The 22,996-nt window shown below is 72.7% G+C and carries 19 protein-coding genes; 7 read left to right on the top strand and 12 right to left on the bottom strand.

Annotated features, from left to right (window positions below; all coding sequences use genetic code 11):
- Positions 1-230 precede the first annotated feature (230 nt).
- The 3 genes from ACFYW1_RS03120 to ACFYW1_RS03110 form a co-directional block, all read right to left on the bottom strand.
- Positions 231-884, bottom strand: coding sequence for a response regulator (locus ACFYW1_RS03120; protein ID WP_388986142.1), 654 nt, complete (start codon positions 882-884; stop codon positions 231-233).
- 4 nt (positions 885-888) lie between these two features.
- Entirely contained in the window at positions 889-2,442 is a 1,554-nt protein-coding gene (locus ACFYW1_RS03115) for a histidine kinase (RefSeq protein ID WP_388986138.1), read from the bottom strand.
- Between the two features lie 85 nt (positions 2,443-2,527).
- Positions 2,528-3,742 carry a Clp protease N-terminal domain-containing protein gene (locus ACFYW1_RS03110; RefSeq protein WP_388986135.1) on the bottom strand — a complete coding sequence of 405 codons (1,215 nt, stop codon included), beginning with the start codon at positions 3,740-3,742 and terminating at the stop codon, positions 2,528-2,530.
- 487 nt (positions 3,743-4,229) lie between these two features.
- Between ACFYW1_RS03110 and ACFYW1_RS03105 the strand changes: the two genes are divergently transcribed.
- Entirely contained in the window at positions 4,230-5,249 is a 1,020-nt protein-coding gene (locus tag ACFYW1_RS03105) for a carbon-nitrogen hydrolase family protein (protein ID WP_388986132.1), read from the top strand.
- A 111-nt stretch (positions 5,250-5,360) separates the two neighbouring features.
- Here the strand turns inward: ACFYW1_RS03105 and ACFYW1_RS03100 are convergent, their stop codons facing one another.
- A complete protein-coding gene (locus tag ACFYW1_RS03100) occupies positions 5,361-5,909 on the bottom strand; it encodes a cupin domain-containing protein (protein WP_388986129.1) in 549 nt (182 codons plus the stop codon).
- A gap of 80 nt (positions 5,910-5,989) precedes the next feature.
- On the opposite strand from ACFYW1_RS03100, the gene ACFYW1_RS03095 reads away from it, so the two are divergent.
- Positions 5,990-6,841, top strand: a complete 852-nt coding sequence (locus ACFYW1_RS03095; protein WP_388986126.1) for a LysR family transcriptional regulator — start codon at positions 5,990-5,992, stop codon at positions 6,839-6,841.
- Between the two features lie 609 nt (positions 6,842-7,450).
- Here ACFYW1_RS03095 and ACFYW1_RS03090 read toward each other — a convergent pair.
- Positions 7,451-7,906 (bottom strand): MarR family transcriptional regulator, encoded by a 456-nt coding sequence (locus ACFYW1_RS03090; RefSeq protein ID WP_388986123.1) that lies wholly within the window; start codon positions 7,904-7,906, stop codon positions 7,451-7,453.
- 290 nt (positions 7,907-8,196) lie between these two features.
- Between ACFYW1_RS03090 and ACFYW1_RS03085 the strand changes: the two genes are divergently transcribed.
- Positions 8,197-9,465, top strand: a complete 1,269-nt coding sequence (locus ACFYW1_RS03085; RefSeq protein WP_388986120.1) for a wax ester/triacylglycerol synthase domain-containing protein — start codon at positions 8,197-8,199, stop codon at positions 9,463-9,465.
- Between the two features lie 203 nt (positions 9,466-9,668).
- Here the strand turns inward: ACFYW1_RS03085 and ACFYW1_RS03080 are convergent, their stop codons facing one another.
- Together ACFYW1_RS03080 and ACFYW1_RS03075 are read right to left on the bottom strand one after the other, a co-directional pair.
- Positions 9,669-11,315, bottom strand: coding sequence for a TROVE domain-containing protein (locus ACFYW1_RS03080; protein WP_388986117.1), 1,647 nt, complete (start codon positions 11,313-11,315; stop codon positions 9,669-9,671).
- A gap of 266 nt (positions 11,316-11,581) precedes the next feature.
- Positions 11,582-12,328: a hypothetical protein gene (locus tag ACFYW1_RS03075; RefSeq protein ID WP_388986114.1), complete on the bottom strand. Its 747-nt coding sequence runs from the start codon at positions 12,326-12,328 to the stop codon at positions 11,582-11,584.
- Positions 12,329-12,528: 200 nt separating this feature from the next.
- Here ACFYW1_RS03075 and ACFYW1_RS03070 point away from each other — a divergent pair, with 200 nt between their 5' ends.
- Positions 12,529-14,094, top strand: a complete 1,566-nt coding sequence (locus tag ACFYW1_RS03070; protein ID WP_388986111.1) for a hypothetical protein — start codon at positions 12,529-12,531, stop codon at positions 14,092-14,094.
- 146 nt (positions 14,095-14,240) lie between these two features.
- Here the strand turns inward: ACFYW1_RS03070 and ACFYW1_RS03065 are convergent, their stop codons facing one another.
- Positions 14,241-15,020 (bottom strand): NAD(P)H-dependent oxidoreductase, encoded by a 780-nt coding sequence (locus ACFYW1_RS03065; RefSeq protein WP_388986108.1) that lies wholly within the window; start codon positions 15,018-15,020, stop codon positions 14,241-14,243.
- Between the two features lie 139 nt (positions 15,021-15,159).
- On the opposite strand from ACFYW1_RS03065, the gene ACFYW1_RS03060 reads away from it, so the two are divergent.
- Positions 15,160-16,008: a helix-turn-helix transcriptional regulator gene (locus tag ACFYW1_RS03060; protein WP_388986105.1), complete on the top strand. Its 849-nt coding sequence runs from the start codon at positions 15,160-15,162 to the stop codon at positions 16,006-16,008.
- 148 nt (positions 16,009-16,156) lie between these two features.
- On the opposite strand, the gene ACFYW1_RS03055 is transcribed toward ACFYW1_RS03060, so the two are convergent.
- Both ACFYW1_RS03055 and ACFYW1_RS03050 read right to left on the bottom strand, forming a co-directional pair.
- Positions 16,157-16,288 carry a hypothetical protein gene (locus ACFYW1_RS03055; RefSeq protein WP_388986102.1) on the bottom strand — a complete coding sequence of 44 codons (132 nt, stop codon included), beginning with the start codon at positions 16,286-16,288 and terminating at the stop codon, positions 16,157-16,159.
- 145 nt (positions 16,289-16,433) lie between these two features.
- A complete protein-coding gene (locus tag ACFYW1_RS03050; RefSeq protein WP_388986099.1) occupies positions 16,434-17,771 on the bottom strand; it encodes a PLP-dependent aminotransferase family protein in 1,338 nt (445 codons plus the stop codon).
- Positions 17,772-17,859: 88 nt separating this feature from the next.
- Between ACFYW1_RS03050 and ACFYW1_RS03045 the strand changes: the two genes are divergently transcribed.
- Positions 17,860-18,510: a DJ-1/PfpI family protein gene (locus ACFYW1_RS03045; protein WP_388986097.1), complete on the top strand. Its 651-nt coding sequence runs from the start codon at positions 17,860-17,862 to the stop codon at positions 18,508-18,510.
- Positions 18,511-18,555: 45 nt separating this feature from the next.
- Complete coding sequence (locus ACFYW1_RS03040) at positions 18,556-20,055, top strand: DUF4246 domain-containing protein (protein ID WP_388986094.1); 1,500 nt, start codon at positions 18,556-18,558, stop codon at positions 20,053-20,055.
- Positions 20,056-20,330: 275 nt separating this feature from the next.
- Here ACFYW1_RS03040 and ACFYW1_RS03035 read toward each other — a convergent pair whose 3' ends face one another.
- Together ACFYW1_RS03035 and ACFYW1_RS03030 are read right to left on the bottom strand one after the other, a co-directional pair.
- A complete protein-coding gene (locus ACFYW1_RS03035; protein ID WP_388986091.1) occupies positions 20,331-21,734 on the bottom strand; it encodes a DUF3100 domain-containing protein in 1,404 nt (467 codons plus the stop codon).
- Positions 21,731-22,993: an amidohydrolase gene (locus ACFYW1_RS03030; protein ID WP_388986088.1), complete on the bottom strand. Its 1,263-nt coding sequence runs from the start codon at positions 22,991-22,993 to the stop codon at positions 21,731-21,733. The genes ACFYW1_RS03035 and ACFYW1_RS03030 overlap by 4 nt, the downstream gene beginning before the upstream one ends.
- Positions 22,994-22,996: the final 3 nt, after the last annotated feature.

Here is a 22,996-nt window from a genome sequence, read left to right as displayed (position 1 = left end):
TACGTACGTGGTACGGCAGAGCGGGACTGATCCGCTCTGCCGTATCGCGCGCTTCCGTGTGTCGGCGGGCCCCGTTGTGTTTCTGCTTCTGACTCTGGCTCTGCGCCTGCCTCTGCTTCGGGTACCGCCCGGGCACTGCGGGTACGGGGCGGCTGGACGGCCACGGGATCATTCCGCCCACCGCCGCCCCGCACCCCGGCCGGTGAACAGATCGGTTGCCGGTGAACCGCTCAGCGGTCCCCCAGCAGCCCGGCGTCATGCGCCAGCACGGCCGCCTGTACGCGGTTGGCGCTGCCCGTGCGCGTCAGGATGCGGCTGATGTGCGCCTTGACCGTGCCGGTGCTGATGTACAACTCGTCGGCGATCTCGGGGTTGGACAGACCTTGGCCGAGCAGGCGCAGCACATCGCGTTCGGCCGGGGTGAGTTCTTCGATCCTGCGCAGGGCGTCCTCGGTGTCACGGCCGTACCGGACGTGGCGTTCGAGGAGTTGGCGGGTGACGCGGGGGGCCAGGACCGGTTCGCCCTTCGCGGCCAGCCGGACGGCGTGGATCAGTTCGTTGGGGCCGGTGTCCTTGAGGAGGTAGCCGGCCGCACCGGCTCGCAGAGCGCGTGTGACGCTCGCTTCCTCGCCGAAGGCCGTCAGCATCACCACGTGCGTGCGGGGCGAGAGGCGGGTGATGTCCTGCGCGGCCGCGATCCCGTCCCGGCCCGGCATCCGGAGGTCGAGGAGCGCGACATCGACCTCCCGGGACCGGCAGGCCGCTGCCGCCTCCCCGCCGTCGGCGGCTTCGGCCACGACCTCGATGTCCTCGGCGTTCTCCAGGATCAGCCGGATGCCCGTACGCATCAGCGCCTCGTCGTCGGCGACCAGAACTCGGATCACCCGCTCATCTTAGGACCGCCATCACCAGCAGTACGACCAGGAAGCCCGCCGTGGGCAGGACCACGGCCACCGCGGCGCAGCCGGCTCCCAGAATCCGCGGCCAGGTCAGTACCTCGGCCCGTACCGGGGGGTGCGCTCCCCTCCGGCCCTGCCCGGGGGCCGGCGCCCCGAACACCGACGGCCCGTACGTCGAGGTGCCGGGCATCGAAGTCCCGGGCAACGGCGGTCCGTACGCGGGGGTGTCGGTGGAGGGCCGAGCACGTGCGGGCAGGGGGCCGCCGCTCGCGTCGTGGCAGGGCAGACGGGCCGTCACGGCGAAGCCCCCGCCCGGCAGGGGCCCCGCCGCGAAGGTGCCGCCCAGCATGGAGACCCGCTCGTGCAGACCGGCCAGACCGCTGTGCGTACCCCCTCGCGAGTGGCCGCCCTCGCGCGGGGCCCCGTTCACCACGCCGATCACGAGCTCCGCGCCCTCGGTGCGGACCTCCACCCGTACGGGCGCGCCGGAGGCGTGTTTCAGTACGTTCGTCAGCCCCTCGCGGACCACCCGGTGGACCGCCTGCCGGGTACGGGCGTCGACCTCGGCCGTCGGGGGAAGCGCCCACTCCAGCTCCACCGGCCCGCCGCCCGTCTGCCGGGACTGCGTGACCAGCGCGGAGATGTCCTCGTACGTCCCCCGCGCACCCGGGTCCGCGGGGGTGTCCCCGCCCTCGTCGGCGAGGTCCGCGTGCCGGAGCACACCGAGGATCTCGCGCAACTCATCCATCGCCGTACCGGCCGTCGTGCGCAGCAGTTCCGCCTGTCCCGCGAGGGCGGGGGCCTGCCGGCCTGCGGCCAGTTCCAGCGCCCCGGCGTGTACCGAGATCAGGCTCAGCCGGTGGCCGAGGAGGTCGTGCATCTCACCGGCTATCCGGGTCCGCTCCTCCATCCGGGCCGCCGCGGCGGTCAGCGTACGGGTCTGTTCCAGATAGGTGTTGCGTTCCCGCAACAGGTCGACCAGGGGTCGCCGTCTGCCGAGCAGCGTCCCCGACAGAGCCGGGAGGAGAAGGAGCAGTACCGCGGAGACCGCGTTGCCGGCCAGATCCGCCGGCAGGGACTCCCAGCGGAAGAGGCCGCGCGCGACGGTGAGTGCCCCGACCACCGCGCAGGCCGCTCCCACCACCCGCCACGCACGTCGTGGCGGCGCGATCCGGCGGGTGGCGGACAGCACGATCAACGGAATCGCCGCCAGCGTCCACACATTGGCGCCCACCAGCAGCGGAGCGGTGCACACCACCGCCGCCACGGGCCGGCCGCGCCGCCCCACCACGAGCAGCGCCGTCCACAACGCCTCCAGCACCGCCAGGACGGGCCGGGCCGGATGCACCACCAGCAGCGGGATCAGTCCGAAGGCCAGCACGAGGACGCCCAGCACCACGTCGAAGGCGATGCCTGCGTGCGCGACGTCCCGTACGGCCGCCCGGCCCGCGATCGCCTCGGCGCGCGCCCACCGGACCGCGTCACCCGGCCCCCGCCATGTGGGCACACGGGCCCGGCCCGCGCTTTCGGGTACCTCGCTCATGATCGTCTCCGCCTCCGACGCGATGGACTCGCCGGGAGGGACGGTAGCGCCGGGCGGGGCTGCCGTGTCCCGGCGGCCCCCGCTGTCACGCGCCCGGCCCGAGCGGCAGGTCGGCCCGCAGCGCGGCGATGTCCACGTGCCGGGCGGTCAACAGCCCGATGACCGTGGCATCCGGGGTCAAGGCTCCCGTGGCCGGGGCGTCCGCTGCGGGCTCGGCAAGGAGGGCGGCCAGCAGGTGGACCGTTCCGACGGTGGCCGACCCGTGCTCGGCCGCCGTGAGCTGGGCTACGGCCCTGGCCCGCTCGGCGGTGTCGGAGAACGGTGCCTCCCCCGCGACGCCGGTCTCCGTGGTGGTGTTCGCCGCCCGGTTCAGCGGGTTCAGCCGTACGCCGTGCCGGTTCAGCAGCGCGGCGGCGGAGTTGGCGGCCGCCAGGTCCTCGGGCAGGGCTCCCCCGGCGACGGTCAGGGCGCGGTCCAGGGCGAGGATGCCCAGCAGGAGGTCGACGGGGCGCGTCTCGGAGCGTCCGCACCGCACCGCCTGCCGGGTCGCTTCGAGGAACACCGCGAACAGCACCGGGGAGCCGTACTGCCCCGACCCGGAGAACCACGACGTCAGCGCGCGCGTCAGACGGTTGCCGCTCCGGCCCAGCGTGCCGGCCCGGCGAAGAAGCACGACGCCGTACGACTCCGGCCGCTCCGACCCGGCCGGGGCGCTCGCGTCCAGGGCGTCGAGCGCGGTCGCCGCGGCGGCCAGGTCCAGCCTCCTCACCGCCAGTGCCTCGCGGGCGCGGCTGTCCGGCAGCTCCAGCAGGGCGCGCGCCACGTGCCGACAGCGTACGGAGACGGTCCCCTCGGCCCGGGCCGCCTTCAGCGCGAACAGCAGGCACGCGCGCAGCGCTCCCGTCATGGCGGGCAGCGGCCGGTCGTCCCCGGCGGCCGGGCGGCGCGAGTCGAGCCCGAACCGCCAATGTGCCTCGCGCCAGGCGGCGGTGATCTCGTAGGCATCGGCCGCGTCCTCGTCGGACCCGGTCCCGGCCGTCCCTGATACGGGACCGGTCGCGTCGGATACGTTCCCGGCAGCGTCGTCCGTACTCGCCCAGCCGCGCCCGCCCCGTCCCGAGACCAGGCCGCCGAGCGCACCGGCCTTCCGCATCCCCGGCGCGATCGCCGCACCCGCGTCGCTGTCCCCCATCACGAGCGCGGCCAACAGGTCCTCGGTCCCCACCGCCGTCGCCCCGAGCTTGACCGCGCCGCGCAGTGCCGCGACGAGCAGCGTCATGACGTCGGTCTCGAACTCCACGCTCGTACCGGCCGCGGCATCCCCGTGCGCCGTGGTCGTACCTCGCCGATCCGTCGTGGCTCGCTGATGTGTCGTACCTCGCTGGTGCATCGGGCGTCCCCCTGTTCCCTCTCCGGCTCCGGTGTCCGGTCGGTTTCGACACTAGGAGGCCCCGCCACGGCACCGCGTCGGCCGACCGGCCATGTCCTCGGGCCGATCGGCCACGGCGGCACGCCGGCAGACGGGCACGTGGGCAACGGGCGTACGGGCACGACAGTTGGCCGGCGACGCGCCGGTATCGAACTCCGGCTCGCTCACCAGGAGTTGATAGAACTTGACGCGTCCTGTCCGAGCCGGTCGGCGCAGGCGCAGGTCGCTGCGGACGATGGCAGGCTTCTTCGTGACCGGCTCACCGCTCACCCGTCCATCCGCATCGGTACGTGTGCCCCGGACACCGTTCGGCGACCCGTTCCCGCCGGTGCGTTCCGCTTCCGAGAAGGGCTCCGACATGCCGTCCCCCACTTCCACTGAACGAACCGTCGCGGCGGTGCACGCCGCCCCGGTGTTCATGGACACCGAGGCGACCGTCGACAAGGTCGTCCGCTTCGTCGAGCAGGCCGGCCGGGAAGGCATCGACCTGCTGGTGTTTCCCGAGACCTTCGTGCCCGGTTACCCGTACTGGATCGAGGCCTACGCCCCGCTGGACCAGCAGGGTGCCAACGCCGCCTACGCCTCGGCGTCCGTCGAGGTGCCCGGTCCGCAGATCGCCCGGATCCAGGCCGCTTGTGCCCGCGCCGGGGTCGGCATCGTCCTCGGTGTCAGCGAACGGCTCCCGGGGACCCGCACGTGTTTCAACAGCCAGGTCTTCGTCGACCCCGACGGCACCCTCCTCGGGGTCCACCGCAAGCTCCAGCCCACCTACGCCGAACGGATCGTGTGGGCCCAGGGCGGCGGCGCCACCCTCAGCGTCTTCGACAGCTCCCTGGGCCGGATCGGCGGCCTGGCCTGCTGGGAACACACCATGAACCTCGCCCGGCAGTCCCTGATCGCCCAGGGCCAGCAGATCCACGCGGCGGCATGGCCGGGCCTGTCCACCATGGCCGGCTTCGAGGCCGTCGCCGACATCCAGATCGACGCCATGATGAAGACCCACGCACTCACCGCTCAGACGTTCGTCGTCTCCGCCGGGAACCCGGTGGACGAGACGTGCCTGCGGTGGATGGAGTCCACTGTCGGACCGCAGAAACACCTCACCGCGGGCGGCGGCTGGTCGGCCGTGATCCATCCCTTCAACCAGTACCTCGCCGGCCCGCACACCGGCGCCGAGGAGAAGCTCGTCACCGCCGGGATCGACCTCGCCGACATCGACGCCGTCAAGGTCTGGGTCGACTCCCGCGGCCACTACGCGCGACCGGAGATCCTCGGCCTGCGGGTCGACCGGCGCCCGCTCTGGCACGACGAGGGGCACCGCGAATGGCCTGCCGCCCCGAGCGACGACACCCCCGCCCCGACGGCCGAAACGTCCTGAGCGGACGACATCGGCTCGCCGCCCGGGTGGACGCCGCCCGTGCCGGGCACCGGAGACCAGGGGCTGGGGACCGGGAGGAGCATGACGCCGGTGCAGGGGGCCGTGCCCGCATCACGGTCCGGCGGCCGGTGCGCCGGGTTCGGTGGCGGGCTCGGTCGCGGGTTCGGTGGCGGGTTCGGTGGCGGGCTCGGTCGCGTAACGGCTCATCGCATCGATGTTGGCCCGTGGCGTCAGCGGCCGGCCGTCGGCGAGCGCCTCCTGGAGGTCCCGGAAGTACTGCACGTACAGGTCGGGGGTGAACGTACTGAGCATGACGGCGGGTCGGTCGGTCGGGTTGGCGAAGGTGTGCGGGGTGCCGGGCGGAACCATCACGAGCGTGCCCTCGGTGGCGTCGTGGTCCTCGTCCCCGACGGTGAACCGCACGGTGCCGGAGAGGACGTAGAAGCCCTCGTCGTGCCGGGCGTGGCGGTGCTGCGGCGGTCCCTGCGTGTGCGGGGCGAGGACGGACTCGGCGATCGCGAGGCGGTGCCCGGTGCGGCTGCCGTCCTCCAGCACACGCATGCGCGTGGTCCCCAGGACGATCGTCTCGCCGTCCCCGGGGCCCACCACCGACACGGCGGGAGCGGTCCGCGGCTCGTGGGGCCTTGCTTCTTCGGTCATGCCACCAGTGCACCGCCGGGGGCCCGGAAGTGTCCAGGACCTGTCCTGACGTGCCGATACCTCATGGGTATTGTCGCAGCGTGGAGCTACGGACCCTGCGCTACTTCGTGGCGGTCGCCGAGGAACGCCACTTCGGCCGGGCCGCCGCCCGACTGCACATGAGCCAGCCACCCCTGAGCCGGGCGATCAAGCGGCTGGAGGCCGACGTCGGCGCCCCGTTGTTCGCCCGCTCGCCCGCCGGGGTCGCACTCACCCCGGCGGGCACGGTGCTGCTCGACGAGGCACGGGCCCTGCTCGACCACGCCGACCGCGTCCGGGTACGCGTGAGCGCGGCGGCCGGCGTCGCGGCCATCACCGTCGGCATCCTGGGCGACGGCACCGACCCGGGAGTGTCCCGGCTGGCGGCCGCCTACCGTCGACGCCACCCCGGCGTCGACATCCGCATCCGCGACACCGACCTGACCGACCCGACGTGCGGGCTGCGCGCCGGGTCGGTCGACGTCGCCCTCACCCGCGCGCCTTTCGACGAGACCGCCCTGACGGTCCGTACGCTGCGGGCCGATCCGGTCGGCGTGGTCCTGCGCGCCGACGATCCGTCGGCCCGCCGCGAACGGTTGCGTCAGGCCGATCTGAGCGACCGCCGCTGGTTCCAGTTCCCGCCGGGGACGGACCTCGTCTGGCAGTCGTACTGGAACGGGGGCAGCCCGCGCGAGGGCCCGGTGGTGCGCACCGTCCAGGAGTGCCTGCACGCCGTGTTGTGGAACGGCACGGTCGGCCTGGCCCCGCTCGGGCACGACCTGCCCGCGGAGCTGGTCATGGTGCCGCTGCTCGACATGGCGCCGAGCCGAGTGGTGGCGGTGTGGAACGAAGGTGACACCAACCCGCTGGTCCGGTCCTTCGTCGAGATCGCCACAGCCGTATACCGCCGCTGAGCACCGATGACCGATGGGACACCCCTTGGCGTTGTGACCGGGAGGCCCGTCGGGAAGGTTCACCGGGACGTTCCACCCTGCGGCAGGGACATGCGAAGGCCAGGTGCCCCGCAGGGGCCGGTGCGGTTGGCCGGTGCGGCCGGTCGCTGCGGGAGGGATGGACGTAGACGCGACCGATCACCTCGCCGCCGGCGGTCCCGATGACGGTGCAGGTGAATCCGCGACGCCGGGCGAAGTCGTCCGCGTGCTGTTGCAGGTCGGCGAGGTTCGCCTCCGGGGTCGTCCCCTCGACGGGGGGCCGTCCACGGTCCCGGAAGCCCGGGATCACGCGGATGTGCTCGATGCTGCTGGTCCGGGCGGCGTGGTCGGCGGCGTTGTCCTGGGGCCCCAGGGGGTCCAGACGGAACTGCGGGGTGATCAGGTCCGCGGGAACGACGAAGCTGTCGAGGACGAGGGCCTGGTCAGCCATGGGGGCGGGGCGCACGGGTCGCACCCGGATTGACCACGCCGCTCGCCCGGCGGGGCGGCCCGGGGCCCGGGCCTGCCGGGCCGATCCCGTCGAAGCGGTGGGCACCGTCCGGAACCCGGCGGGCCTGCGCAGTCACCGTGCTAGGGAAGGTCGCTGTTGCCTCCGAGGTTGGTGATCATCCGGCGGAGCACGTTCAGGGTGGTGACGTAGTCGGCGGTCTCCACGCCGTCGTGCATCTGCTCGTGGACCTTGAGGGTGCGTGTCTTCGCGCGCTGCCGTCCCGCTTCGCCGGCTTCGGTGAGGACGAGGCGGCCGCCCGGCTCCGCGATCCAGCCGCGGGAGGCGAGGTCGGTGTGCACCGCCTCGAAGTCGGTGTCCTGGCGGTCGAAGGAGACGAGCCTGGCGGCGAGGGAGGCGCGGGTCCAATGGTCGGGGGAACCGGCGACGTGGTTGAGGATCCACCAATGCGGTTGTGTGAGCCCCTCCTCGGCGAGGGCGGCGCGGATGCTGCCGACGATGATCTCGTTCGCGATTCCGCTCCAGTAACCGATGGGCTGGGCGGCCAGCCTGTCCTGTGAGTACTCCGTGATCGTCATGCCGTGGAGCCTAAAACCTCAAGCGGAGTCGAAGTCAACAAGAGGAATGCGGGAACGGGCCCGTAACCCAGCCGTTCGCGTCCGGGTTAACGATGACGGGATGACGGCCGGTTTCGGGCGCCGGGGGCGTCCGTCGTGGGGGGGAGGATGATGTCGGGTGCCGCTTCGAACTCCCCGCCGTACGGCGCCCGTTGCTCGAAGCCCGCCCCGGCCTGCGGCCCGTCTCCTCCTCCGACCCCACCCGTACGGGCTTTGCCGAGCGCAGCCCCCACCCGTCTGGACGTCCTGTTGTGACCGACCCCGCCACCACGGATCCGCATCCGACGCACACCGAACTTCCAACCGGCCAGGGCCCGTTGCCCGTACCCGTTCCGGGTCCGAACCCGCTCGACCGGGCACTGCTGTCCTTCGACGGGCCACAGCAGCCGGTGGTCACCCTCGCGCTGGACTTCGCCGGTCCTCCGCCCGCCCCGTCCGCGTTCCGGCAGCGGATCACCGAACGCGCTCCCGCCCTGCCGATGTTCCGCGACACCCCCGCGTCGAAGCTGCGGATGGAACACACCGACGCCGCCGACAGCGCCGCGCTCGACCGGGAGACGGACCGGATCTCCCAACTGCCGTTCGACCTCACCGGAGGCGTCCCGCCCTGGGACGTGCGGCTGATCGCCGGCCCCGGCTCCTTCCGGGTCTGCCTGCGCGCCCACCACGGTTTCCTGGACGGTGTCGGCGCGACCCACGTTGCCGCCGCGCTGCTGTCCGACACATCCGCCGAGGGCGCCCGCCTGCACCTGCCGGCCGCGCCCACCGCACGGGCCCTGGTGCGTTCCCTGCACGACCTCGCCCGCACCCTGGCCGGCCCCCGTCCCTGGACTCCCCCGCCCGCCCCCGGCCCCGCGCCCTCCCGCCGCACCACCGGGCGCGACGTCCCGCTCACGGTTCTGCGCCACCTCGCCGACGCCCGCGGCGTCACCGTCAACGAGGTCGCCCTCGCCGCCCTCGGCATGGCCCTCGCACGGCTGCGGCGCGAGCACCGCACGACGGGCGCGGGGCGCGACGTGGTGGCGACCGTCGCCGTGTCGACCCGGACGCCGCAGGAACGCCACCTCCCCGGCAACCGTCTGGGGGTCCACCGACTGGTCCTCCCGCACCGGGCCGGCACCCTGGACGAATCCATCGCGGCGGTGGCCCGGCAGACCGGCGCCGTCCGGGACAGCCGTCAACGCGACGCGTTCCGCAGCCTGTTGGAGAACCGGGCCACCCCCCAGACCGCCGCCCGGGCGTACCGGGCCGCGCTGCGCGCCCACGTCACACCGCTCGTCGTCAGCAGCGTGACCGTGCCCGGCGGGCTCACCGCCTTCGGCGCGCCGATGTCCTCGGCGGCGCTGCTCCTCAACGTCTTCGAGGGCTTCCCGGCCTACGTCTCGTTCACCCGCACCCCGGACCTGGTCCGTTGCAGCGCGGCGGCCGACGCCGACCGCGGTTCCCTGCTGGCCGTACCGGACCACTGGGCGGAGCTGCTTTCCTCCGGTCGGCGCACCGACGGCGGCCCGGACCAGTAGGCCGCCGACCGGGTGGAGGCGTCTCCGCGGTCACGCACACGACGGCGATCGAGCGGAACCCTCTTCAAGCAGGCCGACGGCCCGCCCCCGCCGTCGCTTCCGCCTCGGGCCGGATCGGGCCGCGTCAGGCCGGACCGGGCCGGACCGGACTGGGTTGGACGGCTCGGCCCGGACCAAACCGCATCGACCCGGCTCGGGCCGGATCAGGCGGGCTCGGCGGTCCACGGCCAGGCTGCCTCGTGGCCGGCCTCGATGAGACCGATCATCCGGAACGCGGCGTCCGTGAGGCCGCCGAACGTGTGCCGGTGGGGGCCCGTGGGGCCGTGGGCGGGCCGGTACCCCGCCAGGTTCCACGTGTAGACGGGGATGTCGGCCGGGACCGGTTCGGCCGGCCCGCGGGGGTCGCGGGGGGCGGTCTGCTCGTCGGTGACGATCACGACCCGGTCGTGTGCCCGGTAATGGGTCCGCACCGCCTTCGTGGTGTGGGTGCCGCCGAGACCGTGGAACCGTTTCAGCACCTCCAGCACCGGCTCGCCCGGCTCGAACGGCACCTCTGCGCTGCGCCAGCCGAACTCCACCAGATCGGCCTGCTCGGCGCGCATGGCCAGCCCGGTGCCGAACACGGCGGCCGCGTCCGCCCGAGTCAGTTCGGACCGCTCGGAGACGGTGTCCCAGAACATGGAATCCGAACGGTCCACCAGGATCAGCGTCCGGCCGGGCAGGGACGGCACGTTGGCCAGGGAGTGGCCCAGTGCCCGTTCCAGCGCGGCTGCCCAGCGCCGCGACGGCACCTGCTGGTGGGCGGCCAGGTAGCGGAAGGGGAACTGCCGGGACCGGGCGACCTCGGAGGCGTCCGAGAACCGTGCGGCGACCCGGGCCGCGACCTCGTCCGAGACTCCCGCCTCGTCGAAGTTCCGCAGGTTCCGCAGGAGCGCCATCGGCGCCATCGTGGGGATCACGGCTTCCCAGGCGGCGGCGTCCATCGGTCCGTGGAGCCAGCCCGCCAGCGCCTCCCACGTCATGCCCGCCCCGGCCAGCCGCTCGGGGCCGCCGGGCCCGGTCAGCACCGCCCGCCGCTCGCCCACGGCCGAGTCCATCAACGCCCGGTGGGCGGTCAGCAGCCGGTCGGAGGCCGGTGGTACCGCCTGTTCCGGGTGGTGACGGCGGTCCAGGATGTACCGGAAGAGCGCCCCCTGCCAGGGCTTTTCCGGATCGGGGGAGGCGTGCACCAGGTTGAGTACGTCGCCGAAGCGGAAGTTCTTGGACCCGGTGTCGTACTTGAGCAGGGACCGGGACGTGTACAGCCGGCGCACGCCGTCGGCGATGCCCCGTTTCACGGGCTGCGGTACGTTCCGCCCGTACACCGAGGTCCAGTACGCGAGCAGCTCGCCGGGCTCGTCGGCGCGCCGGAGCACCGAATCGATCACGGACCGGTTGGACGGGCCTTCGGACACCCCGGCTTCGAGCCGGGCCCGCACGTACGTGGCGGCGCCCACCAGCGACGCCGTGCGCATGTTGCCCTCGCCGCGGAGCCAGCGCAGCAGGCCGGCCGTCCACACGGGGTCCTGGACCGCGAGTTCACCGACGAGACGGGTGTAGCGGTCGTCCCGCTCCTCGCCGCTCTCGTAAAAGGTCCGCTGGGACACGAAGTTGCCGACCGCCAGGAGGAAGAGCTCCTCGCGCGGCTCGCGGACGAAGGCCGGGCCGCCGCCGTAGGTGCGGAGGTCCTGTCCGGCGGCGGGGCCGTTTCCGGGCTGCGACCGGGGCAGGAGCAGGGGCTGCGACCGGGGCAGGGCCGGGAGGTGTGGCCGGGAGCGGGCGGCCGACGCGACGTGCGGGCTCACGAGCATCTCGGACCAGACCTTGGAGACGCGCGGGGTGTGACGGGGCAGCGAATCCTCCGGGATTCAAGGGATCGGACACCCCCGGGCCGGAGGCCCGACAGGGTGAAGACGGCCGCGCCTGCCGAGATCAAAGGGGCGGCGGCATCACTTGGTTGTCATGAGGAAGTAGCCGCAGCCGGGCGCATCGGAGGCGCGGTCGCGCTGCCAACGTACAAGGGTCCCCGGGTCGCGCACCAGCGATTAACGGGGGCTCGTCCGTCGCCGGTCCTCGCTCAGTCCGAACGAGCGGCCACCTGTCCGGCGACGGAGAAGCGCCTTTCGCACTGTGGGCAGGTCGCCTCGCCGAAGACGTGGGTCAGGGCGTGCGCCACGTCCTCGTGGCGGTCCGCCAGGGCCAGTTCGTAAAGGCGGCGGCCGAGGCCGTCGAGGGTGTCGGGAGCGGCCGGACGGAGCGGGAGGGTCTCGGCGCCGTCGGAGGGGTCGCACTCCTCCGACGTGCTGCAGAAGCCCCGCTCGCCGATGAGCACCCACACCTCCGCGCAGCCGTCCGGGTCGGGGCACTCGAGTTCGTACTCCTCGCTGACGATGCCCCAGATCAGGTCCTCCGCCCAGTGGATGTCGCCCTCCAGGTTCAGAACCGCCTCAAGCAGGTGGCAGTAGCCGTTCCGGTCGGTGGTGACCGATCGCCACCGGTTCGCGGCGGCCAACAGGCGTGCGACTTCGGGGGCGTGCCGGTCCCGTAGCGTCCGGGTCTCATGGCGCCGGTCGGCCTGGACGAGGAGGGCCCCGGCCAGGTGGAGGGCCGCGGCCGCCGTGTCGGCGTCGTCGTCCTCGGCCATGTTCATCAGCGCAGGCAGTACCCGCGGATGGGACACGTCGAGGGAGCCGTTGTGATAGAGCTCCGTCCACAGCTCGCTCCAGGCCCGGTCGTCCCGGCCGGTGGCGGCACGGTCCAGCAGAGCGGTCAGGCGGCCGGAATCGGCGTCGTTCGTGGGAAGAAGCGGGGAACTGCTCGTCATCTCGACATCCAAGCAGACTGCGGAAGCCCTCGTTCCATGCCCGTCGGGGCCGGAGGCCCAACGGGCTCCCCGTCCTCGGCGCCCCGCACGCACGTCTCTCGGAGTTCGATGACCGGATCCCGGCACCACGCACGCGTCTCGGGGCTCGATGACCGAATCCCGGCTGCTCGACCGTCGTGCTCCGGGCAGGATGTCCTCCTGTGAACCATGTGCTGTGCGGCCTCGCCGCCAATGAGGCCCTGCCCTTCGAGCTGGTCGGGCGGCTGATCGCGGTCGCGGACGAGGACGTCGCCCACAGCCTCGCCGGTCGCGCGGACCTCAGCCGCGAGCAGGCGGTCGCCCTGGCCGCCCGCATCGAGGAGAGTGCCGTGCGACTCGCGTACGAGGGCCGGCTGACCGCTGCCGACGTCGATCCCCGCACCCGGCCGCAGGCCGCGCTCGCCCTGCTCGACGAGCGTTCCGGCGACCCCGAGTGGGCGCGGCTCCTCGCCCGGGACCCCGATGTCGAGCGCCGGTTGAAGCTGGCCGCCTGCCCCGGGCTTCCGGCCGATGTGCGGGAGACGCTCGCCGCCGACCCGGACGTACGGGTCGTCGCGGAACTCGCGTGGTGGACCACGGCGGACCTGGCGGCCCGTCTGGCGCACCACCCGCATGCCGAGGTCCGCCGCGCGGTGGCGGCCAACGAGGCGACACCGCCGCGGGTCCTGGCCATGCTGGTCGGGGGCGAGGGGCTGCCACCGGCGGAGCGGTGCCTGGTCTGCGACGTGGAGGAGACGCCCTACGCGCACGATCCGCACTGTCCGCGGCTCGACTGCGGCCTGCGGTCCGGTGCCGCGTGCGACGGCTCGCACGAGTCCACCCTCCACGAGCTGGCGGGGCAGGCGTTGCAGAACCCCGCCACGCCGATCGAGGTCCTTCTCCGGTTCGCCGATCACCCTTCGACGCTGCTGCGCGGCCTGCTCGCCGCCCGCCCCGACCTGCCGCCGGAGACCGCCGCGCGGCTCGCCGGTGACCCCGTTCCCGGTGTTCGGGGCGCACTCGCGGAGAACCCGGCGATCGGTGACGCCGTGATCCGTGTGCTGGCCGCCGACCGCGGTCACGACGTGCAGCGCCGCCTGGCGCACAACCCCCGCGTACCGCTCGACGTGCTCTCCGGCCTGGCCGCCGCCACCAAGATCGGCTCGTCCCTGCTGCCCCGGATCGCCTCCGCCTCCCCCGCCGAGGTCGAGCACCTGTCCGGGTCGTCGAGTCCGGTGCTGCGGATGCTCCTGGCCGAGCGGCGCGATCTGCCGGCCGCGATACGCGACGCGCTGGCCGACGACCCCGACGCGAAGGTGGCCAAGTCCGTCGCGCGCCACCCCGGCCTCTCGGCGGCCCGGCTGCGGTCCATGGTCGAACGTCACGGGGCCCGGGTCGCCGCCGGGGTGGCGGCCAACCCGGATGCCCCGCCCGCTCTGTTGGAGGAGCTGGCCGGACACGTACCGCCTGTTCGGAAGGCGCTGCGCGAGATCGCCCGGCACCCCGGCGCGACCGGTCCGGCGCTGCTCGTCTGCCTGGCGGACCGGCGGGCGCGGCAGGTGGCTGCCGGGCATCCGGCCCTGCCGCCGGAGGTCCTCGTCGAGCTGCTCGCCGACGAGGACCGGGAAGTGGGGCGAGCCGCTGCCGCCAATCCGTCCCTGCCGACGGCCGTCATGGCGGAGTTGGTGGCCGAGGCCGACGGAACTCCCGGAGCACGCCCCGGGTCCGGTGCCGTCGGCATCGGCTGAGCGGGGACAGGGAGGGCCGGGCCGGTCGCCCGGGTGCTCCCGGGCGTGCGGGACCGGGGTGGTCGTGATGGCGGCGGACCGACCCGTCGGGGCGGGCCGGTCCCCCCGCGGGACGGCGGTTCCCGAGCCCGCCTCACCGTCGGCGGTCAGCCGCGCACGTGCAGCCCGAAACCGGTGCGGCCCGCGGGCTCCAGCCCCTCCTTCAGGTTCAGCGAGGGGATCTCGTAGTCGCCGAAGTTCTGCCGCCGGAACGCGATCGGTTCGGTCGACTCCAGGGTGAGCAGACGCCGCTCCCAAGCCCCGGCGACGGCCGGGTACTCCTCGTCGCCCATCCGGTCGGCGCCGTACAGCACGAACGGCGGCAGCACCTCGATGCCCGGGTGGTAGAGGATGCCGTGGTGGATCGGGAACAGCAGGTCGTCGATGGGGCCGTTGATCCCGCGGGGAGCGTAATGCGACTCCGGGCCGCCCACGGTCACCGACAGCAGGGCCCTCCTGCCCGTGAGGGTTCCTTCGCCGAAGCGCTCGCCGTACCTGGTGTCGCTGTGTTCGCCGACCCCGTACGCGAAGCGGTGGGTGAACACCCGGTCCACCCAGCCCTTGAGGATCGCGGGCATGGTGTACCACCACAGCGGGAACTGGAGGATGACCGTGTCGGCCCACAGCAGCTTCTCCTGCTCGGCGAGGACGTCCGGGGTGAGCGTCCCGGCGCCGAAGGCCCGGCCCGAGTCCCGGGCGACCTTCAGCGGACTCGATGCGTGGGAGCCGTAGTCCGCGGCGTCCACGACCGCCTTCCAGTTCATCGCGTACAGATCGCTCACCCGCACCTCGTGCCCGGCGCCCTCCAGCGTGGACACCGCGAGATCCTTCAGCGAGCCGTTGAGCGACTTCGGCTCCGGGTGGGCGTGGACGATCAGCGTCTTCATGGGAACTCCTTGGGATCGGATGCCTTCGATCCTGGGCACCGGGGCGCCCGGCGTTCAGGGGCGCCTCTTCCGTCGGACGGGACTTCCTGGTAACGGCAGGGCCACCTTCGCCGACGGCACCGGGGCCATACTGAAGGGCATGGACGATCTCGCGGGCTTTCTGCGGACCCGGCGTTCCCGGGTCGACCCGGCAACCGTCGGCATCCCCACCGACAGCCGCCGCCGGGTCGAAGGGCTGCGCCGCGAGGAGGTCGCGCACCTGTCCGGAGTCAGCGTCGACTACTACGTACGGCTGGAGCAGGGCCGCGCGACCCAGCCCTCCGAGCAGGTGCTCGACGCGCTCGCCCGCGTCCTCGGCCTCGACGAGACCGAACGCGGGCACCTCGACCGGCTCGCGCGGCAGCGCCGCCGCCGCGCGAAGGCACCGGGCGGGCGGGTCCGGCCGGAACTGCTGCGCGTCCTCGACCTGGTCGTCGACGCACCCGCGCTCATCATGGACCACCGCTTGGACGTGCTCGCCGGGAACCGGCTCGCCGGACTCCTCTTCGGCCGGCCGATGCCGGGACTGAACACCGCCCGGCACATCTTCCTGGAGGAGGCCGAGCGCGGCCTCTACGCGGACTGGGAGAAATGCACCCTCGATGTGGTCGGGCACCTGCGCCTGGCCGCCGGCAAGTACCCCGATGATCCCCGACTGGCCTCGCTCATCGGCGAGTTGGCGATGGGCAGCGAGCGCTTCCGCCGCCTGTGGGCCCGTGCGGACGTGCGCGCCCGCACGCACGGGCGCAAGGCGTACCGGCACCCGTTGGTCGGACTGCTCGACCTGCATCAGGAGAACTTCGCACTGCCGGACGAGTCGGGCATGGAGCTGTTGGTGCTGTCCGCGGCCCCCGGCAGCCCCGCCGAGGACGGGCTGCGCCTGCTCGCGGGTCTGGACGCGAACAGCGGTGAAGCCCGTCCCGCGGTGGCCTCCCGGGTCCACGAGTAATCCGACAACACCTGTCCGTCGGCGCCCGTCCGGCGAGGAATCGGCCCCCGAGAAATTCACTTCGTCCGGGGGCGCGGTGGGGTGTGTTCTCTCAACTCCTGGGCGACCGTCCTCGTCCCGCCGGGCCGGCGGGCGGGGCCGGTGGGGTTCACGGGGTCGCGAGTACGCGCCGTACGAGGGCCGGGAGCGTCGACAGGTCCGCCGGGCGGGTGCCGCGCCAGGCGATGTGTCCGTCGGGGCGCACCAGGAGCGCGGTGTCGGCGTGTCCGGTGCCGAGCACGCTCGCCCATCGGCCGGGTTCCGCCTCCCGCCGGGTGGCGGTGCGAAGGGTGCGGAGGGTGAGAGGGGGATGGCCGCCCACCGCCACCGGGGCCAGTGAGCCTTTCGGGGTCGCCTCGGGCAGGAGCCGCCCGACCGGGGGGAGTTCAGACGCAGGCGTCCTCGACGGCGACGCGCCGCACCGTCCGCAGGGTCGACCGGAGGCTGTCCAGGTCGGTCGAGCCCAGGGCGAGGCGGATCGCCTGCGGCGTGCGGGCCGAGGTGGTGAACGGCTCGGCCGTGGCCACCGAGATGCGCCGCCGGGCGAGGGTGGCGGTCAGCCGGTCGGCGCGCGCGTCGTCGGGCAGCGGCAGCCAGGTGAAGTAGGACGAGGGGTGACCGATGAGCGGGAGCCCCGCCAGTTCCTGTCGGGCGATTTCTTGGCGCGCCCTGGCGTCCTCCCGTTTCCGCGCCTCCAAGTGGTCCACCGTGCCGTCGTCGAGCCAGCGGCAGGCGATCGAGGTGGTGAGGGCCGGGGTGTTCCAGGTGGTCGCCCGGATCGCGCGTTCGAGCGACGGCACCATCGGCGGCGGGGCGACGACGAAGCCGACCCGCAGGCCGGTGGCGACGCTCTTGGACAGTCCCGAGACGTGGACGGTGAGGTCCGGCGCGGTCGCGGCCAGCGGAGGCGGCGGGTTCTCGACCAGGTAGGCGTAGGAGGCGTCTTCGATGATGAGCGGGCCGTGCCGGCGGGCGATCTCGATCAGGCGGATCCGGTCGGCCGCCGGCATGACCCAGCCCAGGGGGTTGTGCAAGGTGGGCATGGTGTAGATCGCGCGCACGGGGCGGGTCGCGCACAGCCTTTCGAGGGCGTCGAGATCCGGCCCGTCGGCGGTCGCGGGGACGGGTTCCAGGTCGAGCCGGAAGGAGTGCGCGAGCACCTTGAAACCCGGGTAGGTGAGGGCATCGACCGCGACGACGTCACCGGCGTCGAGCGCGGCCATGACGGTGACGGCCAGGCCGTGCTGCGCACCGTTGGTGACGAGGATCCGGTCCGCGTCGGTGGCGAGGCCCCGGCGTCCCAGGTGCCGTGCGACCGAGGCCCGGTCCTGGGGGCGCCCCCGATGGGGCTGGTAGCGCAGCAGCGATTCGAGGTCGCCGGAGGTGGCCACCTCGCGCAGGGCCTGCCGGAGGAGACCGGCCTGTCCGGGCAGCGACGGGCAGTTGAAGTTGAGGTCGACCGCGTCGGTGGCGACGGCCTGCTGGTCGATGCCGTGGCCGGCCGGAACCGCGATGTCCCGCACGAACGTGCCGCGGCCCTGCTCCCGGCTCACCAGGCCCATCGCCTCCAGCCCGGCGTACACCCGGGTCGCGGTCACCACGGCGACGCCCTCGCGGGCGGCGAGCGCGCGGTGCGTCGGCAGGCGGGTGCCCGCGGCGAGCCGCCCGGTCCGGATGTCGGCGGCGAACGCGTCGACCAGTGCTTTGTACCGCGGGGCTGCCATGCACCGGATTGTATCCATGACAATTCTTTGACTGTCCTGTTCGCGGCTTCCTACTGTCGGGGCCCACCCACCCGGAAGGACAGCCGCCGTGCACATCGCCATCCTCACCTTCGAGGGCTACAACGAACTCGACTCCCTGATCGCGCTCGGTGTGCTCAACCGCGTCAGGACCGACGACTGGAGGGTCACCATCGCCACCCCGAGCCCCAGGGTGACGTCGATGAACGGGGTGGTCATCGAGCAGATGTCCACTCTTGAGGAGGCGTGCGCCGCCGACGCCGTGATCATCGGCAGCGGCATCGCCACCCGCGAGGTCGTCGAGGACCCGGCGATCATGAACGTCCTGCGGGGCCTGGACCCCTCGCGCCAGCTCATCGCGGCGCAGTGCTCCGGCGCGCTCGTGTCGGCCCGGCTCGGCCTGCTCGACGGCATCCCCGCCTGCACCGACCTGATCACCAGGCCCTGGGTCGTCGCCGCCGGCGTCGAGGTGCTCGACCAGCCCTTCCACGCCGAGGACAACGTCGCCACCGCCGGCGGCTGTCTGGCCTCGCACTACCTCGCCGGCTGGATCATCGCCCGCCTCGTGGGCAGGGAGGCCGCCGACGGCGCACTGCGCTATGTCGCCCCGGTCGGCGAGAAGGAGGAGTACGTGGAGCGCGCCTGGCGCAACATCACCCCCTACCTGCCCGCTCCCGCGCCGGCCACGACCAGGACCGCGGCGGCGGTGTCAGTGCGCTGAAGTATCCTTCCGGCCGCTGAACACCGACTGTGAGGATCGAGAGAATTGACCGGCCTGCCCGCTTTCCCGCTGCCCTTTCTTGCTTCCTACGGAATATCGTTCAAGAAGCCCCGAACGCTGCGGGAAATCGAGATGATGCAGTGCAGCGCCCATATCCGGGCGAAATCGGGGTGGTTCGACAAGATGAACGACGCCGAAATCGTTGCCAAGTGGACGAAAGAAGCGACCGATCAGGGCCTGACCGAAGCCCAGATCCGTTATGTGCTCGCCGAACTGGCGCATTACGCCGGGCTGCGGGATGAGCGAACCGGCATCGAGGTGTCCGCGGTCGACGGGGTGTGGCAGTCGGACACGCTGATCGACGAAGGGCTCAGGTCCCGGCTGCGCGAGGCGGTCCGGGTCCTGGAGGAGGTTCCCGAAGCGGAGAAGGACTGGCATCCGGGATCCGACGGGCAGGTGCTGGATCTGGTCCACCCCTCGCTGTTCTGCCTCGTGCGGCAGGCGAGCGGAGCGCCCGAGGAGGTTTGGGAGACCTCGGAGGCCAGCAGGACGGGGTACGAGTTCTCGAAGAACTTCCAGTGGCTGCCCACGGAGGTCGAGGTAGATGACGACGGCGGCATCGCCTTCCGTTCGTACGTCAACAACGTCCACCCCGTGGATCACGCGGAACTCGCCTCCGTCCTGCCGGACCTGTTCGCGCGCATGCGCCCGCTGCTGGAGAACGTGCTCACCGATCTGCACAATCCGCGTCCCCTGCGGATCGACGCCAACCCCTACACCTGGTACGACGAGGCTCCCGGCAAGCCGGTCGAGCCCGAGGACGACGATGACGATGAGGCCTACGCCGCCTGGGAGATGGCCGAGGACAACTGGTGGTACGACCGCCGCCCGGTCGTACCGGACGCCCGGGAATTCGTGCCGCCCGCGCTGCCCGACGAATCCGCCCGCGTCGACCTGCGCGGCCGTCGTCTCCAGGTCATCGTCAAGCTCGCCACCATTCACCTCACCCCGGAGAAGCCCGAGTACTCCGGCGGTTCCTGGCATGTCGAGGGGATGCTGAACGAACGGATCGTCTCGACCGGAATCTACTACTGGGACAGCGAGAACATCACCGAGAGCCAGTTGAATTTCCGGGCGGCACTCGACGACCCGGACTACGAACAGAGCGACGACACAGGTATGAGCGAGGTCTACGGCCTGTCGAACGAGGACCCGCTGAACCAGCTGCTGGGCTCGGCATCGACCCCGGCGGGCCGCTGCCTGGCGTTCCCGAACGTCCTGCAGCACCGCGTCGGCTCGTTCCGCCTCGCGGACCCCACCGCGCCGGGACACCGCAAGATCCTCGCGTTCTTCCTGGTCGACCCGTCGGAAAGGATCGTCTCGACCTCCGATGTGCCGCCGCAGCAGCCGTGGGCAGACACCTCGACCATGACGCTGGAACAGGCCAAGGAGTACCGCGAACAGCTCATGAAGGAACGGAAGTTCTTCGTCGACGAGCACAACTACGAGCTCTACGAGCGGCCGTTCTCCCTGTGTGAGCACTGAACCTTCGCCGTCGCTCCCCCGCGGAGACGCCTCGGCGCCCTTGCGGGGCAGCCCCGGACACCGCCCCGAGCCGGTTCCGCGCCGCGCTGTCCGGCCATCACCTCCGGGGTGGCACCGGGGGCCTGCCCCGCACCGTTCGGTGCGGGGCAGGGAGGACCCGTTCGACGGGTCACCGTCCGACGTGCCGACGATTCGCAGCAACTGCCGTGGCATGCGAAGTGGTTGCGCCGCCGCGACAGAGCCGGGATTCGGTTCCCCCGGGGCGTCCGGCGGGGTCAGCCCCACACGCCGAGGGTGAACTCGGCGATCACCACCGAGAGCAGGAACGAGGCGGTGATCGCGACGAGTCCCACCGGGACGATCTTCCAGCCGATGTGGCGCAGCAGCGGCAGGTCCTTGCCCAGTGACAGCCCCGCGAGGGTCAGCATGATCGTGGCGATGGACAGGAAGTCCACCGAGCCGACCAGGTCGTTGAGGCCGTCGGAGGCGAAGAACCACGGGCTGGACACGTACGCGCCCACCGTGGTGATCCACACGATCGCGGAGACCTTCCGGCTGACCTTGGCGAGGAACAGGCCGAGCAGCACCAGGCCCAGCAGTACGGCGTAGCCGCCGACGATGTCCCAGCCGATCGTGCCGGCCGCGACGGAGGCGGTGCCGAGGCCGAGCACCGTCAGGACGCCGAGCGAGAGCCGGAGCGGGATCCTGATCTCGCCCGAGGCGGCGGCGACCTCCTCCCGGAAGGCGCGGTTCGCGGCGGCGTCGTCCTTCTGGACGGGCGGGGCGTCGGGGGCCTCCGGAGTGCCGGGGGCGGCCGCGGCGTCAGGGGTGTCGGGTGTCGTCGTCCCCGGTGTGCGGGGGTTCCGGCGGCGGGTGAGGAAGCGGTAGAACCGGTCCGCCAGCGGCAGGGCCACGTAGATGCCCACGTAGACCCCGAGGATGGTGGTGATGAGGTTCGACACCGCCGCCATGCCGAGGATGGCCTCCTCGTGCCCCGGGTAGGCGGCCACGATGCTGGCCGAGGAGGCGGCCATCATCGATCCCGAGCCGACGCCGGCGCCCATGGCGAGGGCCAGCGGGTCGAAGATGTTCCAGTTCGACACCAGCGAGGTCAGGAGCGTGATGAACACCGCTCCGAACATCGTGCCGAACACGTACATGGCCAGGACACCGCGGTACTGGTCGGAGTCCGGCCCGTACTTCTCCGAGACCATCGCGAAGGACGGCTCGCGGTCCAGCGAGAAGGTGGCTCCGACCGTGGCCCTGCCCAGGCGCAGCAGGACGGCGAGCGGCAGGGCCACCGCCACCGTGCCCAGGAGGTGGCCGATCTCCTGGAGCAGCAGCGCGGGCCCGGCCTTGACGAGCGTCGGCAGGCTGGGGCCGATGTTGAAGGCGAGCCGGGCGACGAGGAGCATCACGGCCACGCCGACGAGCGCGGACGCCACTTTCTGGAGGCGGATGCCGAGGGGGCGGACCTTCTGGACCGACACCAGCAGGCCCAGGATCAGCCCCCACACCATGGGGAAGACGATGACGGAGCCGATGCCCAGGTCGATGTCGAGTTCTCCGACGGCCTGCACGGCCAGGGCGATGACCAGGGCGAGGGCGGCGATCGGCAGGGTCTGGCGCGTCCCGGCGACGCGGTCCTCGGCGACGGTGGTGGGGGTGGGGGTGCTCATCTCGTCACCGCCTTCTCGCCGCCGTCGCGGCGGTGTGCCGCGGCGACGAACCGCTGCCGGTGTTCGGTGTCGAGCGCCGCGTCCACGACGGTCCGGGCCAGGGCACGGGCCGCCTCGAACATCATGTCGTACGCCACGGGCGTGTCGGCGACGGCCGCGAAGGCGTGGGAGTGGATGGGGGCGTCGACGCCCGGGATGCTCAGCCACGGATGCAGGCTGGGGATGACCTGGCTGATGTTGCCCATGTCGGTCGAGCCGCCGGCGAGCCGGCCGCCGGAGGTGACGTCCCGCCCGGCGGAAGCCATGGCCGCCGTCCAGAAGGCCGCCAGCGCCTCGTCCTGCACGAGCGGTTCGTAGAGCGGCTCGGTGGCCTCGACGGTCAGTTCGGTGCCGGTCGCCAGGGCCGCGCCCTCGAAGCACCGCCGGACGCGCTCCAGCAGCGTTCCGTACTCGGGCAGGGTGAACGCCCGGCACTCGAAGTCGACGACGGCCCGCTCGGGGATGATGTTGGTGGCGGCGCCGCCTTCGGAGACGAACAGCGCCACCCGCTGGTCGCCGGGCAGTTGCTGGCGCAGCAGGCCGACGGCCACCTGGGAGAGCGTGGCGGCGTCGGCGGCGTTCACGCCCTGGTGGGGCGCGGCCGCGGCGTGCGCCGCGCGTCCCCGGAACACGGCCCGGTACCGGCCGACCGCCTGCGAGGTGCTTCCGGCGGGGTTGTGGCCGATCCCGTCCTGCACCGGGTGGACCATCAGGGCCAGGCCCACTCCGTCGAACGCGCCGGCCTCCAGCAGCAGCGTCTTGCCGCCGCCGTGTTCCTCGGCCGGGGTGCCGATCGCCTTCAGCGTGATGCCGAGTTCGTCGGCGTACGGGGCCAGGGCCAGGGCGGCGGCGACCGAGGCGCCCGCGATGAGGTGGTGGCCGCAGGCGTGGCCGATCTCGGGCAGCGCGTCGTACTCGACGCAGAGCGCGACGGTCAGTTCGCCGCCGCCCGCGGTGGCGGTGAACGCGGTCGGCAGGCCGCCCGTGCCGTGCTCGACCGTGAACCCGCCCCCGGCGAGCAGTTCGGTGATCGCCGCGGCGGACCGGGTTTCGTGGAAGGCGATTTCGGGTTGTGCGTGCAGGGTTCGTGCCAGTTCGAGCACACGGTCCTGCCAGTTCGACACACCGCTGGAGGTACCGGTCCTGAGCCGGCTGCGGAGGTCGGCTCCGGTCCCGGCTCCGGCCTCGGAACCGGTGTCGGCGGGATTGTTCGTGGCCACGGT

Source organism: Streptomyces sp. NPDC002669, from assembly GCF_042889165.1.
In the GTDB taxonomy this organism is placed as follows: Bacteria; Actinomycetota; Actinomycetes; order Streptomycetales; family Streptomycetaceae; genus Streptomyces.
The sequence above is the reverse complement of the archived record's forward strand: the minus strand, read 5'-3'. Positions and strand labels throughout refer to the sequence as shown.

What these genes read in the sequence shown, in the direction of transcription:
- ACFYW1_RS03115 (WP_388986138.1), bottom strand. Translation starts at nt 2,442, where the DNA reads ATGAGCGAGGTACCCGAAAGCGCGGGCCGGGCCCGTGTGCCCACATGG.
- ACFYW1_RS03105 (WP_388986132.1), top strand. Translation starts at nt 4,230, where the DNA reads ATGCCGTCCCCCACTTCCACTGAACGAACCGTCGCGGCGGTGCACGCC.
- ACFYW1_RS03100 (WP_388986129.1), bottom strand. Translation starts at nt 5,909, where the DNA reads ATGACCGAAGAAGCAAGGCCCCACGAGCCGCGGACCGCTCCCGCCGTG.
- ACFYW1_RS03090 (WP_388986123.1), bottom strand. Translation starts at nt 7,906, where the DNA reads ATGACGATCACGGAGTACTCACAGGACAGGCTGGCCGCCCAGCCCATC.
- ACFYW1_RS03080 (WP_388986117.1), bottom strand. Translation starts at nt 11,315, where the DNA reads ATGCTCGTGAGCCCGCACGTCGCGTCGGCCGCCCGCTCCCGGCCACAC.
- ACFYW1_RS03075 (WP_388986114.1), bottom strand. Translation starts at nt 12,328, where the DNA reads ATGACGAGCAGTTCCCCGCTTCTTCCCACGAACGACGCCGATTCCGGC.
- ACFYW1_RS03065 (WP_388986108.1), bottom strand. Translation starts at nt 15,020, where the DNA reads ATGAAGACGCTGATCGTCCACGCCCACCCGGAGCCGAAGTCGCTCAAC.
- ACFYW1_RS03060 (WP_388986105.1), top strand. Translation starts at nt 15,160, where the DNA reads ATGGACGATCTCGCGGGCTTTCTGCGGACCCGGCGTTCCCGGGTCGAC.
- ACFYW1_RS03050 (WP_388986099.1), bottom strand. Translation starts at nt 17,771, where the DNA reads ATGGCAGCCCCGCGGTACAAAGCACTGGTCGACGCGTTCGCCGCCGAC.
- ACFYW1_RS03035 (WP_388986091.1), bottom strand. Translation starts at nt 21,734, where the DNA reads ATGAGCACCCCCACCCCCACCACCGTCGCCGAGGACCGCGTCGCCGGG.